The following is a 14,875-nucleotide window of genomic DNA, read 5'->3' as shown; positions in this document are numbered from 1 at the left end:
CAAGTTGCGCCGTCTATGTCCCTGATGATGGCCCGCACGGTGGTCGTGGTGGTCCCGGTAACGGGTTCTGTCCGCCGGGGCAAGCGAAGAAGGGCAATTGCTGAACTCGGTTAGCTATTCACTGAGGGCGCTCGAATCTGCGCTCCAATTCGGGCAACGGCTTCTCAATACTGCCCAAATAAGCGCAAAACATATCCGCCATCGCACCCGCGTAAGCCTTTATCTCTGATGGCGTCCGAGGCGCTTCCGAGAACTGCTTCCCGACGGTCGCCATCGTCGTGACGATCAGGTCGCCGGCCAGATCGCGCGTCGCCTGCGGGGTGTCGGGAAGCACCTCGTCGATGAAGGTCTGGAAAATCCGTGCCCCCGATGCTTTCGTCTCTTGCATCTCAGGCGCGTCCCGGTAGAGCGGGGCGGAATCGCCGAGCGCGACCCGCATCTCGGACTCGTCGCATTCCGATTGGATGAACGCGTGAATCAGCCGGTGTAGCCGTTCGAACGGCGGCGTCCGGACGTCTTCCAGTATGTCGCTGAGCAAGGTTGTCGTCTGCTGCCATTCGTCGCTTTGCAGCCGAAACAGAATCGCCGCCTTGTTCGGGAAGTACTGATACACCGAACCCACACTGACACCGGCTCTCTGCGCGACACGCGCCGTGGTGAAACGCTGTGCGCCTTCCTTCGCCAAAACCTGAACAGCGGCTTCGAGGATCGCGGCCACAAGCTCCGACGAACGGGCCTGTTTCGGCTGTTTTCTCAAGGAAATCTGCGGCTTTCGACGGCTGTTCATGGTGACGTTGGAGACCCGTGCGCAATGCGAATAGAGGGGAAACGCGTTTCGCCGCATACTTAAAATGCGACGAATTCATCGCATTTTAGTCAGGCGTCGCCTGATGCTCAACTACCCGATTGGATTTTCTTCATGAACACAACTTTGACGTCTGCACCGCTGGCGCAGCTGTTGACCCGCCTCTTCAAGCAAGCCGACGACGCGGGCAGCCCCGCATTTGCCGACGTGTCGCGCGAAGCGGTGCAGCGCCTGATGCACAGCAAGACCGAATACCTCGATCTGTATGGCCGCCTGAAGGATATGTGGCTGCCGGTCTCGCGCGAGACGGGCACTTTGCTCTACATGCTCGCCCGTAGCGCACGCGCGCAGCACATCGTCGAATTCGGCACGTCGTTCGGTATCTCGACCCTGCACCTCGCGGCTGCATTGCGCGACAACGGCGGCGGTCGTCTCATCGGCAGCGAGTTCGAGCCGGGCAAGGTGGCGAAGGCGCGCGAGCACCTGATGGAGGCCGGTTTGGCCGATCTCGTGGAAATTCGGGAAGGGGACGCGCTAAAGACGCTCGCGACCGACCTTCCCGAAACCATCGACCTGCTGCTGCTCGATGGCGCCAAAGCGCTTTACCCTGACGTACTCGCGTTGATCGAAAGCTGTCTGCGTCCGGGGGCACTCGTCGTTGCCGATAACGCCGATTTCAGCCCGGAGTATCTGGCGTACGTTCGCGAGCCCGGTAACGGCTATCTGTCCGTGCCGTTCGGCGGCGACGTGGAGTTGTCGCTGCGGCTTGGTTAACCGACGGGGACTTGCCGACGAGGACTTGCCGACGGGGACTTAGCCGACACGGACCTAACCGACGAGGATTCAAGCGACATGGCTTGATGGGGGCGATGCGTGCGCGAGCGGCGATGTCGTGCGATCCCGTCAGGGACTCATCGCCCGCAAGCACAACGCGTCGCAATCCCTTGTATGCCTCAATCGCCGGCGCCCGTAGACGCATCTTCGAGCGAACGGCCTTTCGTCGACGGGCCGAGCAGTGCGATGCAGATGGCGGCAATCAACAGAATGACGTCGCTGATCACGAACACGAACAGCTTGCCCTTGAGCACGGCGAAGACGCCGAAGACGAGCAGCAACAGAATCGCACCGGCGCGTCCCCAGGCCGAGGCCAGTCCCATACCCGTGGCACGAATTTCCGTCGGGTAGAGCTCCGGCGTGTAGCTGTAGATGGCCGTCGAACCCAGCGCCAGAAAGAACGCCATCAGCCCGCCGAATGCCATGAGCGCCCCCGACGTGGTGGACAACCCGAACAGCGTGCCGAAGATCGCGGTACCGATGAACGCCAGAATGGCCGTCGGCTTGCGATCGAGCCAGTCGACCACGTAGCCGCCGAACACGTAACCCGGTATCACCGACGCATAAATGGCGATCGAGAACTCGAACGACTTGACGATGCTGAACCCCTCCATCGCCAGCAACGTCGGCACGAAAGTCATGAACGTATAGAGCACACCATATTCCGCAAACCATGCCATCCACAGCATCAGCGTGACTTTGCGAAAGCGCGGGCTAAGCAGATCGCGAGCGCGCCAGACCTTCGTCGGCTTCGTCGATGCAGCGGCGGGTGTCGTGGGCGCGCTCGTCGTGACACCGTCTTCCGGCAAGCGGCGACCGACGCGTTGCTCAATCGACGCGAGCACCGCTTCCGCTTCTGCGGCACGTCCGCGTTGCAGCAGCCAGCGCGGCGACTCGGGCAGTCCGGAACGCATCAGACCGACCACGACCGCGAACGGCAGCGTCAGGAACAGCGCCGCGCGCCAGCCCCAATGCGGAATGATGTTCAGCGCCCAGATCGGCGACACGGCAATGCCGAGCGCGAAAAAGCCCATCATCCATCCGCCGAGCTTGCCGCGCACGCGCGTGGGCCAAAGCTCCGCCAGATAGGGCGGAACGATCGAGCTTTCCGCGCCGACGAACAGCCACGTGAAGAAGTTGAGCGCAGCGAAAGACCAGACGTCGTTCACCAATCCGCGCGACGCCGAGAACAGCGAATAAAGCACCAGCGAGGAAATCTACGAACGGATCTACCTCGCGTTGCTGGAGCATCGGTTGACGCCTGGCACCAAACTGGCCGAGGAGCGGATGGCTGCGATTTTCAACGCCAGCCGGGCGCGGGTCCGGGAGGCGCAGCTGGCTTACGAGCAGATCGTCGAGGTGTATCCGAAGAAGGGAACCTGGCGGCGACGCTGGCGGGGAATTCATCCTTCACCCGGAGCCTTCGCGAGCTGTCGACGCTGACCTGCCTCGTGATCCTCGTCTACAACGCACCGATCGTCGAAAGCTGTCGCGCGGACGAGCATGAACGAATCGTTCGCGCGCTTGCCGATAAAGACGGCGAGAAGGCTGCGGAAATCATGCTCGAACATCTGGACCACATCGAGCATTCGCTGGATCTGGGCACGGCGTCGGAGGATGCGGATCTCGAGGCCATATTCGCCAGCGTCGCATGACCGTCGTCGCAAGGCCGTACGCGACGATTCACTCCCACTCGAAAGCTTTCTTCTTCCACTCGTAAGCGAAGCCGAGAACCAGCACGCCGAGAAACGCGATCATGGGGGCGAGGCTGACCATGCCCGCTTCGCGCAACGATACGGCCCAGACGTCCATCGGGCGACCACATGAGAGGAAAAGCGGGCCGGCGGCGCATGCGCAATGTGGTAATCGCGTTGTTGCGGTAATCCCGCTATCTCGCCATCGCATCATTACGCAATCGCCTCGCCGGTCGGGCAACGCTATGAAAAGGACTGCGATTTACGAGGAGAGTTTCATCAGCACGAGGCCGCTGATGATCAGCGCGGCCGCAGTGAGGCGCGTCGCACTGACGAGTTCGCCAAGCACCACGATACCCACGACGAATGCGCCGACGGCACCGATGCCGGTCCAGATCGTGTAGGCAGTGCCCAGCGGGAGAGATTTCATGGAGACCGACAGCAAACCGAAGCTGGCGGCCATCGTCACGAACGTGACAAGAGAGGGGAGCGGTTTCGTGAAGCCGGCAGACTGCTTCATCGTGTACGCCCAAAGCACTTCCAGTACCCCTGCAAACATCAGATAGATCCAGGCCATGACGGCGCTCCCAAAAAGCGCCGGGCCGTCCCGGAATGTATCTTCGACAGGTGAGGTCGTCCTCACGCCCGACACTATACGAGTTCACCCGATTCTGCGCAATGTCTCCACGATTTATCCTTGTTTGATGGGTAGCATCGTCCGCGACAGGTGATCACGTTCGTTATCGGCATGTTGCCGATGCGGCTTGCACCTCGCGTTGTCGGAGCAGGAATGGAGCACCCCGGAAGCCAGGACATGCGCGACGCCATCGAACGGCTCGCCGCAGCAATGGACAAATCGCGCAAAGAACTCGAAGGCCTCGCCAGACGCGATGTGGCGCTGCGTGCAAGATATCGGACCTCGGTCTCGCGCGTTGCCGAACGCGCCATCCCAGACTTGCGCCGCAGCACGCTCGATCAACTGATCGCCGATCACAGGCATTTCGTCGATGCTGACGTTGTCGACGTCTTCGCCAGGAACGGCATGCTGGCCCGCGTGCTCAAGACTCGCCGGTACTCGGATTCACTCGCCGCACTGCGCGACCGTTTCGCCGACTACATAGGGCGTTCCGGCACGGCACCCTTCGCGTCGGCGCGCGCGGAAATCTCCGCCATCGAAACGCTGATGGTGCGCGCGAGAGAAGAGGAGGTCGACGCCGCCGGCGTGCTCGCCGGCATGCGCAGCATCCTCGCTAACGACGTGCCCATTCCAGGGGAACTCGTTCCCGACATCCGGCTCGTTTGCCGCGCGCGTTCCCGAAAAACGAGCGCAACGCCATTGACCGGGCGACGCGTGGACGGCGGTGGCACGCTACCGAACGATAAACTGGACAAGCAGGATGGCTCGGGCATTGCGGCGTCCGAGCTCGCCGGCATTCCCCACAGCGTGCGCCAGTTTGCATTGTCGATGGCCGTTGCCTGACGTCGATCGCGATCGAGCCGCGACCACCACGCGGCTCGCCAGGAAAAACTCATACCCATCTCCGGACATTCGATTAACGCCCGATGCCATTGGGCGATATCAGTCGGCCGCGACGGTGGTGCGCCGGCGCCAGGAGACGGCGACGGGTGTCCAGTCGTGCCCGTAGGCACTGACGTTGGCGTGGGCGGCAGAGCGCGCGGCAGTCTTGGCGGCATGGCGATCTCACTAGGCGTCGGGACAGGCGGGGCGTGCGCGGCACGTTGCGTCGCGTCAGTCGGACTCACGTCACGTCCGATGGCGTTCAGCACCGCAGTCTGGGCAGCGTAACCGCGCGACGGTCATCGCGCGTATGCCGACTTCGCGATAACAGTCAGTGCTTCGCTCAGGCCGGCGCAAAGCTCCCGGCGTTACGCTGCGCGGGTTCCACGCGTTGCCCTTGCCGCTCCAGCGTGTACCCGCCGCCGTAGACGGTGCGGAGCACCAGACCGTGGTCGCCGCGCAATCCCAGCCGGTTGCGCAGCTTATAGACGTGTTGCTCGATGCTGCGCCCCACGACACTCTCATCGTTGGCCCAGATGGCGCCGGCAATTTGCGCACGGCTGATGCGCACCTCCGGCTGGCTGAAAAAGAGCCACGCCACGGCGAATTCACGGGCTGTGAGCATGACTTCCACGCCATGGACCGCCACGGTGTCGCGCCCGCGGTCGACCACATAGGCGCCGATTTCGAGAATATCGTTGCCGCGCGCGGCCGTGGCGATGGCGTCGTGAAAGCGCGACTGCTGTGTGTGCAGGTAGTCGTCGGCCGGATCTTCCGCGTTGGCAAAGTGCGACCAGAGGCCATTCACGCGCACCAGACCCGCGCGTTCCAGCAGGCGAGCCGCATGGGTGAGCGCAGGCCAGTCGGCAGGCAACGCGCCGTTGCGCGAGAGTCCGGTATCGATCTTCAATTGGATGCATGCGCGAATGCTCGAACGCAACGCAATTTCAGCCACGAGATCGAGGTGCGCAACGCTCGCGACCGAAATGTCGATACCGGCCCGCACGGCGGCGCTCAGATCTTCGTTCGGCCCGAAGAGCCACATCAGAATGGGCGCGTCGATGCCCGCGCGCCGCAGAGCGAGGGCTGCGCTGCTGCCCCGGCGCATCGGCAACGAGGCCGTGACCTACATCGTGCTCGACGACGCGAGCGATCCTGCACAGGCCGTAGCCAACGTGCGCAAGTTCGTGTCCGAGGACCACGTCGATGCGATCTTCGGCTCGACCACCGTGCCGAGTTCGCTGGCGATGTCGGCGGTGGCTGCCGAGTCGCACACGCCGATGATCTCGCTCGCCGCCGGTACCGCCATCGTCGAACCGGTCGACGACAAGCGCCGCTGGATCTTCAAAACGCCGCAAAACGACGCGTTGATGGCCGATGCAGTGACAGAATCCATGGCGAGCCGCAAGGTGAAGACGGTCGCGTTCATCGGCTTCAGCGACGCCTACGGTGAGGGCTGGTACACCTCGTTCTCGAAGTCGGCACAGGCGCGCGGCATCAAGATCGTCGCCAACGAACGCTATGCACGTGCCGACACGTCGGTGACGGGGCAGGTACTGCGCATGCTCGCCGGTCATCCGGATGCCGTGCTCATCGCCGGTGCGGGAACGCCGGCGGTGTTGCCGCAGAAGACGCTCAAGGAGCGCGGCTATCAGGGCGTGATCTATCAGACGCACGGTGTGACCAATAACGACTTCCTGCGCCTGTGCGGCGCCGATTGCGAAGGGACGCTGTTGCCCGCCGGTCCGTTGCTGGTCGTGGACGACCTCCCGCAGACCAACCCGGTGTACGCGTCGGCCCAACGTTACAAGCAGGTCTACGAGAAGGCCTACGGCGCGGGCACCGTGTCGCCTTTCGGCGCGAACGGCTGGGATGCCGGTCTGCTGCTGCAAAACGCGGTGAAGGGCGCCCTCAAGGTTGCGAAGCCGGGTACCGAAGCGTTCCGTTCGGCACTGCGTGACGGGCTGGAAAACGTGCATGACGTCGCCGGATCGCAGGGCATCTTCAACATGAGTCCGACCGATCACGCGGGGCTCGACGCTCGCGCGCGCGTGATGGTGAAGATCGAACACGCTCAGTGGCGTCTGGCAGAGCCCGCTGGCCGATAAGCCGTTCGCTTGCGCCCGGACGACGGATGTCCGGGCGTCTTCTGCGACGCCCCGGTCCGGTCGATGGGGTTCCGCGACGGACGGGGCGCTACCGCTTCAACCGAGTTTCAGCTTCGGAATCTCCAGCGCCAGCGCATCGACGGCGCAGCGTGTCTTGGAGGGCAGGTAGGGCGTTTTCGGCCATACGACATGGATCGGTTGCGGTCGCACGCCGCAGCGTTCGCGCACCGCGACGAGATTGCCCGCCGCCACGTGCCGCTCAAGCAGCCAGCACGGCAGATACACCAGTCCCAGACCGGCAATGCCCGCGTCTGCGATGGCCTGCACGTCGTCGAGACTCAGTTGGCGGGTGATATGCAGTTCCCGTTCGTCGCCGTCGGCGTCGAGGATTCGCCATTTCGACGTCGCGCCGTCGCACGAGTACGAGATCGCCATGTGCCCTTCGAAGTCCTCGACCGTGACGGGCATCCCGTATTTCTCGAGATAGGACGACGACGCCCCAATGCTCAGGTACTGCGTGCCCAGACGCCGGGCCTCCAGCGTGGTGTTGTCGCGCAACTCGCCGATACGTACCGCGAGGTCGACGTTTTCGTCGATGAGATCGACGGCGCGGTCTGAGAATGAAATGTCGATTTGCAGCTTCGGGTGCTGACGCGCCAGCCCGAACAACACCGGTGCCACGCACTGATGGCCGAAGGCAATCGGCACGCTCACGCGCAGGCGGCCGCGCGGCTCGGTCAGGCCGCTTTCGACTTCCGCTGCCCCAGCATCGAGTTCGGCCAGCGCTCTGACGCAGCGCTCGTAATAGACGCGCCCGGCTTCCGTGAGCGTATGGCTTCGCGTCGTGCGATGCAGCAGCCTCACCCCCAGCCGCGCTTCGAGACGCGAAATCACTTTGCCGATGGCCGAACGCGTGAGATGCAGCCGCTCGGCGGCGAGCGTGAAGCTGCCGGCTTCGATGACCTGGACGAAGACCGCCACACCGTCGAGTTTGTTCATTCTATTGGGTCCATTGGGGCGCGTATCGCGGGAAGAAATGTCGGTAATCGGGAATCTGATTCCCGATATATTACCTCTCACCTCATTCCTTTCGCGATACTCATGACACGCTCTCGCGCCCCCAAAAATACGCTGGCGCTCGCCGCCATCTGCCTGACATCGTTGATGTTCGGCCTCGAAATCTCAAGCATACCGACGATACTCTCGACCCTTGAGCGCGTGCTGCACGCCGACTTCAAGGACATCCAGTGGATCATGAACGCGTACACGCTCGCCTGTACCACGGTGTTGATGGCCACCGGCACGCTCGCCGACCGCTTCGGACGTCGGCGCGTCTACGTGATCAGCATCGTGGTGTTTGCGCTGACGTCGCTCGCCTGTGGTCTGGCGCAGAGTGCGCCGGTGCTGATCGTCAGCCGCTTCTTGCAGGGCATGGGCGGGGGCGCGATGCTGATCTGTCAGGTGGCGCTGCTCTCGCACCAGTTCCGCGAAGGGCAGGAGCGCAGCAAGGCGTTCGGCGCCTGGGGCATCATCTTTGGCATCGGACTCGGTTTTGGCCCTATCGTCGGCGGCATGATCGTTGCCGTTGCCGACTGGCAGTGGGTCTTTCTTGTGCATGTGGTGCTCGCGATCGTGGCGCTCGGGCTGGTGTTCGCCGGTGTGCAGGAATCGAGCGATCCGCATGCGGACTACCTCGACGTGCCGGGCATCGTCACGCTGTCGCTGGCGACGTTCGGTCTCGTGTACTTCATCACGCAAGGGCCCGATCTCGGCATGAGCAGTCCGCAGGCGCTGGGCATTGCCGCTGCGACGCTCGCGTGTTTCCTTGCCTTTCTCTGGGTCGAGAAGCGCAGTCCGCGCCCCATGTTTGACTTCTCCGTCTTCCGGATTCGCCGTTTTTCGGGAGCGATGTTCGGCTCGATGGGCATGAACTTCAGCTACTGGTCGTTCATGATCTACCTGCCGATCTACTTTCAGGGGGCGCTGGGGTATTCGAGCGTCGAGGCGGGATGGGCGTTGCTGGCTTACACGTTACCGACGCTGGTCGTGCCGCCGTTTGCCGAGCGTCTGTCGCAGCGAATCGATGCGCGTCGCGTGATTCCGCTGGGTCTGTTCACCATCGGTCTGGGTTTTTTGCTGATGAAGATCGGCTCGGGCATGGCGCATGCCAGTTGGCTCACGATGCTGCCGGGTTGCCTGCTGTGCGGCGCGGGGCTGGGGCTGACGAACACGCCGGTGACCAACACGGCAACGGGCGCGGTGTCGGCCAACCGTGCCGGCATGGCGTCGGGCATCGACATGAGCGCGCGACTGATCAGTCTGGCCGTCAACATCGCGCTGATGGGCTTCATTCTGCTCAAGGGGGTGCACGGGTATCTGACCAGCGCGCTGTCGGGGGCCGTCGATGCGCCAACACTGCGCACGCTCGCGGAGAAAGTCGCGGCGGGGAGTTTCGATGCGCTCGCGGTTGCCGACCCGCAAGGGCAGGCCGCGCATGTGGCGCATGCGGCACTTGTACACGGTTTCGGCGCCGTGATGGTGTACGGGGTTGCCGGGGCCTGGGTAATGGCGTTGCTCAGTGTCGTTGCTTTCGGTGGAGGCGGGCGGACGCACGACGTGACGCCGGTCGTGACCGAAAAGGCTTGCTGACCGGCGTCTGCCGCGATGTTAGATGGCTTACCCCTGCGTGCGATACGTTTTCAGTTGCGGAAAAGTCTCATCGTCCAGATCGCCGAATTCGCCGCGTCGGTAGGCCGAGAGGCGATCGTTGAGTTGCTCGACCGAGTTCATGACGAATGGACCGTGCTTCGCGATCGGTTCGTTGAGCGCCGGGCCGGACAAGACGACGAAGTGGCCGTCGCCGGTCTCTGCACGAACGGCGATGGCGAGTGCGGCTTGAGTGGCGTCGGCGCTCAGACCCATGGCGACGGCATCCCCTGCGCCTAACTGCCGTGTCGTCCCGGCAACGTCGACCTGAAGCGCACCGGAGATCACGCAAACGGTCGCGTTCCAGCCGCGCGGCAGGTCGTGATGAAACGCGGCGGCGCTCGACAGAAAGCCGTCGAGCAGGGTGAACGGTTGCGGCAGTTCGTCGTTCTTCACAGCACGTACGCCGTTGCTCTCACCGGAGACGACGCGCACGCGGAAGCCGGGGCCGAGCACCTCGGGGACCTCGGCGGGGGCGACGTCGAACGCATACGGCGCGTCGTATTTCTGCGAGGCGGGCAGGTTGACGAAGATTTGCAACGCGTGGACATGATGCCCGTCGCCTTCGGGCTGCTCGGTGTGCACGGCCCCGCGACCGGCAGCAAACCAATGCAGGGCGCCGGGGAGGATCGGGCCGTGGTTGCCGAGCGAGTCGTAGTTCACGTGGGCGCCGACGGCGTCCTCGAACATGTAGGTGACGGCGGAGATACCGGCGTGCGGATGCGGCGCAAACGTGGGCGCCGTCATGTGGAAATGATCCAGCATGACGACGGGGTCCATCAGGCCGCCGAAGGTCTGTTCGCCGAAGTGCTTCGCCCGGAAGTCGTCGCGAATGGTCATGTCATGCCCGCGAATCACGCCTGAGATCCGTACCGAAGCGCTCGCGTCGCTCGTCTTGTCCATATGCTGTCCCTGCCATTGGCTTTGTATGAACGACAGCATACCGACGGGACTCGCGGCGGAATATAGGCGCTTCGGTAACTTCAAGTTGCGTGGACGGAACAATCGCAGTGCGCGACGGCGTGATACCCGGTCAGTCGTCGACCGTGAACGTGCCGGTGGACGGCGCCTGATCGAATTTCATCGCTATCGGTGCTTTTCCGTTGTAACGCGGCCACGACGGCAGCCGGTCGCCGTTGGGGTCTCCGGTTTCGGTAAAGCGCAGAACGGCGGCCTGAAAGTCCGCAGCGACCGACATCGCCTGCGGCAGATGCAGCCCGCTGAACATCGGCGCCTGCGCCCATGCCGGGAATGTACCGAACAGGAACGGAAGTTCGAAGCAGTGGCATGCGCCGACGTCCGGCATCGCGGACGCGTACCTGAACTCGTAGACGAAACAGTCGCCGCCTGCGCTCGACAGCCCGCGAGCGAGGCGCTGGGTTGGCTCACGGAAAATCGCGTCGGATACCGCGCGGTTCAGGTGATCGTAATTTCGCAGTTCGGGCGCGCGGCGACGGCGCAACGCCAGCCGTTGCGCGCCGTGGTGACCGAAGCACGCCTGATAACGGGCCAGCGTGTCGGCGTCGTTCGCCTCCTTGACACGGTTGTCGTGCGAGAAGAACGCACCCATCTCGTCGGGCAGCGTGCCGATCAGCAGTCGGAGCGCCGGTCCTCTGGCGGCGAGTGTGCCGATGAGATCTTCCGGGAGCGCGTCTGAAATCGTGGGAAGAAAGGTGGGTGGAATATCGGCGAAGACGGGGTTGGTGCGCGCCAGGCCAGCCTGAGCGTCGAGCAATGCGGCTGTCGGCAATTGACGAAGGGTGCCGAGGTCGGCGGGGACGTTCAGCATCGCGCAGAACTGCCGGCCGAGTGATTCAGCGTCGTCCGGTGTCTGTGGCGCGATCGACCCGGGCAGACTGAGTAGGATCGCTTGGGAGAACAGATCCCGGGAGAGGGGAGAACTCGCCAGCGCGGCCGTGTACCACGCACCGGCCGATTGTCCGCAAACCGTGATGCGCGACGCGTCCCCGCCGAACGCCCCGATGTTGCGGCCGACCCATTGCAGCGCAGCGATGAGATCGTGCAGCGCCATGCTGCCGGGCGTCTGTCCGGGCAGGTAGAGATTGCCGAGCGCGCCGAGCCGATAGTTCACACTGACCACGACCGCACGCGCGCTGCGCGCAAGCGCGTCGCCGTGATACCAATCCAGCGGCGCACCGCCGGTCAGCCAGCCGCCGCCGTGTATCCAGACCAGTACAGGGAGTGCGTTGTTCGCGCCGGTGCGTGAAGTCGGCGTCCAGACGTTGAGGGTGAACGCGTCTTCCGACTGGTGTGAAAAGCCCTGCGTGTCGCCCATGACGGCGCTCAGCCGACTAGGGGCCTGCGGGAAGACGGGGCCGGGGCGCGTCGCGTCCCGCACGCCTTGCCAGCGTTGCGGCGCACTAGGCAGCGCGAATCTTTGCGCCGTGCCGTAGGGGATATCGAAGAAGGCGTCGACGCCATGGTGCGTCGCGCCGGCCAGTTCACCGCTGTCGCAGATGGCGCGCGGCGGGTTCGGGAGCTGAGATGTCATGTCGATGGTGACGGACTAGTGGGCGTTGCGGCCCGTGGGGTGTTCCGTGCCGAGCGATTTGGCCGGATGTGCGCGCGACGCGGCGGGCGTGTTGGATAGGCCCGCGCCGATGCCGCCTGTGGCGCGCGCCATGGCGGGGCGCATGCCGATCATTGCGAGGCAGGCGACGAGCAAGGGTGCGGCCAGAGACAGACAGACGATTGCGAACGATGCGTGCGACGACACGATCAGGCCGATCAGCATCGAGCCGACGATCGAGCCCAGACGTCCGATGGCCAGCGTCCATCCCCCGCCCGACGCGCGCAACGCTGTCGGATAGAAAATCCCGGAAATCGTGTTGATGCAGATGAGCGGGCCGCCGACCGTCATGCCGCTCAGGAAGACCATCGCGGGATAGCCGGGACGACCCTGAAGTGCGCCGAGCGCAACGATGAGGGCGACACCGGCGCCGAAGGCCACAGCCACGACCGTCGCCACGTTGATGCGGCGCACGGCCCATGCGAACAGCACGGCACCGCCCAGCGCGCCGAACTGAAACATTGCAGAGAGTTGCGACGCCACGGCAATGCTCAGACCGGTGTTCTTGAGGTAAGTGGGCAACCAGCTACCGACAAGAAAGAAGACCAGATAGCCGCAGAACTCGGCGGCCCAGATCAGCAGGGTGCCAGTGCGCAGGTCCTGCGAGAGAACGCCGCCACGCACGTGACGCGGCGGATCGGTCCTCCCGGTGCGGTTCGCACTGTCCAGCGTCAGACCACGCGTGTCGAGATCGGGGAAGATCGTCTGCATGGTGCGACGGATGGCGCCGTCGCCGCATCCCCTGACCAGCATGTGACGGGGCGACTCCGGAACGCATGCGACGAACCCGAGCAGCACGAGCAGCGGCGCGACGCCGCTGAGCATCAGCATGCCGCGCCAGCCGACGCTGTCGATCAGCGACGCGGTAGCAAACCCTGCGGACGCCGCACCGAAGAGGAAACCGCAGAACGTTGCCGCGAGCATCGAGGCCCGCGCCTTGTCCGAGCAATACTCCGCGACCAGTGCTGACATGACGGGCATGGCGGCACCGACGCCGCATCCCGTCGCAAAGCGCCAGACGACGAGTTGCATGACCGATGCGGATTGCGCCGAGCCAAGGCTCGTCAATGCGAACCAGGCGATGGCGGCAGCGCCGACCCATTTGCGTCCGTACCTGTCGGCCAGCGTACCCCCAGCGATGGAACCGAGCAGAATCCCGGCGAGACCGGTACCGACGAGCGGCGCCAGCGCGCTGGGCGGGAGTGCCCACTGCGCCGAGATGGCAGGGGCGACGAAGCCGATCACCGTCGTATCGAATCCTTCCAGCGCGGTCACCAGAAAGCACATCGCGAACACCGTCCACTGGCGTGCGCCGAACGCGCGGGAATTGAAAACGTCGTGGATCGACTGCGGGGGAAAAACCACTTCACTCATACCTTTCTCCGTCAAACCACCGGCGGCGGCTGTTCGAGCCGTCGCACAACGCCGCCGGCGCTCATGAGATCAGAAACGATGTCGAACGCCGACACGCACCGCCAATTGCGTCGGCGTGGACGATGGCGCGGGAATATAGGTGATGGCGGCCACGGGCGCCGCGCCGCCGGCTTTCAGATAGGCGCACGACAGATACACGTCAGTGCGTTTCGAGAGCAGGTAATCCGCATTCAGATCGATGGCCCGGTAGTTCGGTATCGCACCGGTCGCGTCGAGCTTGCCGTGCGTGTAGACGAACGCCGCGCCGAGCGACAGATCGGGACGTGGCACCCAACCCACATTCACCTCGTAGTTATCGAACGACACGTCGGCGTTGTTGAAGCCATTGGCAAAACGGGTGGTCGTGTATTCGGCGCCCAGCGTGACGTCGCCCAGCTTGTACGACCCGCCTGCGCCGATCACGCGCCAGCTCGTCGCCGACGGCACGTAGGCGGAATAGATGACGTTTTTCGGTGCGAGATTGTCGAACCCGGCTTGCAATGGGTTCTTCATGTAGAGATACGCGGCGGCAAGATAGATCGGTCCCTCGCTGTAGCTCGCCCCGACAGACGAGGTACTTTGTGTCGAGACCGAACCCGGCTGACCGCCGAAGCCGTAGAGACCGGCAAACGTTACGCCGTGAACGGTGGGGCTGGTGTACTTGACCGAGTTGTTGATGCGCACGCTACCGCTGGTGTTGTCGACGTCGCCCGCATGAGCGAAGTAGATGCCCCATTGCAGACTGGCGTCGACACGCGCGAGCATGTCGACGATTTCATCGTACTGCCGGCCCAGGGTGACGGTGCCGTATGGCGACGAGACGCCCACAAAGGCCTGACGTCCGAACAGACGGCCGTTGTTCGCGAGGGTGCCGCTCGACGGGTCGAAACCGTTTTCCAGGACGAAGACCGAACGATAACCGCCACCGAGATCTTCCGTGCCGCGAAAGCCGAAGCGCGACGCGGAGGCCTCGCCGCTTTGCACTTGCCAGGCGGCGCCGCCGTTCTGATTGTTGGTGTAGGTGATGCCTTCGTCGATGATGCCGTACAGCGTGACAGAACTTTGCGCGTGGCTGGTCAGTGACGTTGTTGCCAACGTCGCGCCGAGCAGCGCGAGCGCCCAATCGCTTTTCATCCCTTCCTCTCCATCCTTGTCGATCCCTGTGAAAGGCCCACTCGATGTGCGGCTGCGGTGGGGTTGGATCGA

16 protein-coding genes are annotated in these 14,875 nt (G+C 63.9%); 6 read left to right on the top strand and 10 right to left on the bottom strand.

The window, feature by feature from the left end:
- Window positions 1-118 precede the first annotated feature (118 nt).
- Entirely contained in the window at window positions 119-787 is a 669-nt protein-coding gene (locus PCA20602_RS06450) for a TetR/AcrR family transcriptional regulator (RefSeq protein ID WP_150720476.1), read from the bottom strand.
- Window positions 788-919: 132 nt separating this feature from the next.
- Between PCA20602_RS06450 and PCA20602_RS06445 the strand changes: the two genes are divergently transcribed.
- A complete protein-coding gene (locus PCA20602_RS06445) occupies window positions 920-1,579 on the top strand; it encodes an O-methyltransferase (protein WP_150720475.1) in 660 nt (219 codons plus the stop codon).
- A 179-nt stretch (window positions 1,580-1,758) separates the two neighbouring features.
- Here the strand turns inward: PCA20602_RS06445 and PCA20602_RS06440 are convergent, their stop codons facing one another.
- On the bottom strand, window positions 1,759-2,844 hold the full coding sequence (locus PCA20602_RS06440) for an MFS transporter (RefSeq protein WP_174980857.1): 1,086 nt from the start codon (window positions 2,842-2,844) through the stop codon (window positions 1,759-1,761).
- 49 nt (window positions 2,845-2,893) lie between these two features.
- On the opposite strand from PCA20602_RS06440, the gene PCA20602_RS25970 reads away from it, so the two are divergent.
- Both PCA20602_RS25970 and PCA20602_RS25965 read left to right on the top strand, forming a co-directional pair.
- A complete protein-coding gene (locus PCA20602_RS25970; RefSeq protein ID WP_246182059.1) occupies window positions 2,894-3,082 on the top strand; it encodes a GntR family transcriptional regulator in 189 nt (62 codons plus the stop codon).
- Window positions 3,019-3,294: an FCD domain-containing protein gene (locus PCA20602_RS25965; protein ID WP_343032025.1), complete on the top strand. Its 276-nt coding sequence runs from the start codon at window positions 3,019-3,021 to the stop codon at window positions 3,292-3,294. The genes PCA20602_RS25970 and PCA20602_RS25965 overlap by 64 nt, the downstream gene beginning before the upstream one ends.
- Before the next feature lie 28 nt (window positions 3,295-3,322).
- Here the strand turns inward: PCA20602_RS25965 and PCA20602_RS25960 are convergent, their stop codons facing one another.
- Together PCA20602_RS25960 and PCA20602_RS06425 are read right to left on the bottom strand one after the other, a co-directional pair.
- Window positions 3,323-3,451 (bottom strand): NADH-quinone oxidoreductase subunit A, encoded by a 129-nt coding sequence (locus PCA20602_RS25960; RefSeq protein ID WP_246182057.1) that lies wholly within the window; start codon window positions 3,449-3,451, stop codon window positions 3,323-3,325.
- A 144-nt stretch (window positions 3,452-3,595) separates the two neighbouring features.
- Window positions 3,596-3,910, bottom strand: coding sequence for a DMT family transporter (locus PCA20602_RS06425; protein ID WP_150720472.1), 315 nt, complete (start codon window positions 3,908-3,910; stop codon window positions 3,596-3,598).
- Between the two features lie 213 nt (window positions 3,911-4,123).
- Between PCA20602_RS06425 and PCA20602_RS06420 the strand changes: the two genes are divergently transcribed.
- Window positions 4,124-4,813 (top strand): hypothetical protein, encoded by a 690-nt coding sequence (locus tag PCA20602_RS06420; RefSeq protein WP_150720471.1) that lies wholly within the window; start codon window positions 4,124-4,126, stop codon window positions 4,811-4,813.
- 382 nt (window positions 4,814-5,195) lie between these two features.
- Here PCA20602_RS06420 and PCA20602_RS06415 read toward each other — a convergent pair whose 3' ends face one another.
- Window positions 5,196-5,897, bottom strand: coding sequence for an alanine racemase (locus PCA20602_RS06415; RefSeq protein WP_150720470.1), 702 nt, complete (start codon window positions 5,895-5,897; stop codon window positions 5,196-5,198).
- On the opposite strand from PCA20602_RS06415, the gene PCA20602_RS06410 reads away from it, so the two are divergent.
- Window positions 5,779-6,960, top strand: a complete 1,182-nt coding sequence (locus PCA20602_RS06410; protein ID WP_425495640.1) for an ABC transporter substrate-binding protein — start codon at window positions 5,779-5,781, stop codon at window positions 6,958-6,960. The genes PCA20602_RS06415 and PCA20602_RS06410 overlap by 119 nt on opposite strands.
- 96 nt (window positions 6,961-7,056) lie before the next feature.
- Here the strand turns inward: PCA20602_RS06410 and PCA20602_RS06405 are convergent, their stop codons facing one another.
- Window positions 7,057-7,959 carry a LysR family transcriptional regulator gene (locus tag PCA20602_RS06405; RefSeq protein WP_150720468.1) on the bottom strand — a complete coding sequence of 301 codons (903 nt, stop codon included), beginning with the start codon at window positions 7,957-7,959 and terminating at the stop codon, window positions 7,057-7,059.
- Window positions 7,960-8,061: 102 nt separating this feature from the next.
- Here PCA20602_RS06405 and PCA20602_RS06400 point away from each other — a divergent pair, with 102 nt between their 5' ends.
- Complete coding sequence (locus PCA20602_RS06400; RefSeq protein WP_150720467.1) at window positions 8,062-9,609, top strand: MFS transporter; 1,548 nt, start codon at window positions 8,062-8,064, stop codon at window positions 9,607-9,609.
- 27 nt (window positions 9,610-9,636) lie between these two features.
- Here the strand turns inward: PCA20602_RS06400 and PCA20602_RS06395 are convergent, their stop codons facing one another.
- From PCA20602_RS06395 to PCA20602_RS06380, 4 genes are all read right to left on the bottom strand, one after another.
- Window positions 9,637-10,608 (bottom strand): pirin family protein, encoded by a 972-nt coding sequence (locus PCA20602_RS06395; protein WP_246182055.1) that lies wholly within the window; start codon window positions 10,606-10,608, stop codon window positions 9,637-9,639.
- Between the two features lie 91 nt (window positions 10,609-10,699).
- Complete coding sequence (locus PCA20602_RS06390) at window positions 10,700-12,178, bottom strand: carboxylesterase/lipase family protein (protein ID WP_150720466.1); 1,479 nt, start codon at window positions 12,176-12,178, stop codon at window positions 10,700-10,702.
- Between the two features lie 15 nt (window positions 12,179-12,193).
- The gene (locus PCA20602_RS06385; protein ID WP_150720465.1) at window positions 12,194-13,630 is read right to left on the bottom strand and encodes an MFS transporter; all 1,437 of its coding nucleotides are present in this window, start codon (window positions 13,628-13,630) and stop codon (window positions 12,194-12,196) included.
- 69 nt (window positions 13,631-13,699) lie between these two features.
- A complete protein-coding gene (locus PCA20602_RS06380; RefSeq protein ID WP_150720464.1) occupies window positions 13,700-14,803 on the bottom strand; it encodes a porin in 1,104 nt (367 codons plus the stop codon).
- Window positions 14,804-14,875: the final 72 nt, after the last annotated feature.

Source organism: Pandoraea capi (assembly GCF_902459735.1).
Taxonomy (GTDB): domain Bacteria; phylum Pseudomonadota; class Gammaproteobacteria; order Burkholderiales; family Burkholderiaceae; genus Pandoraea; species Pandoraea capi.
This window is presented reverse-complemented; position numbering and strand designations above follow the sequence as displayed.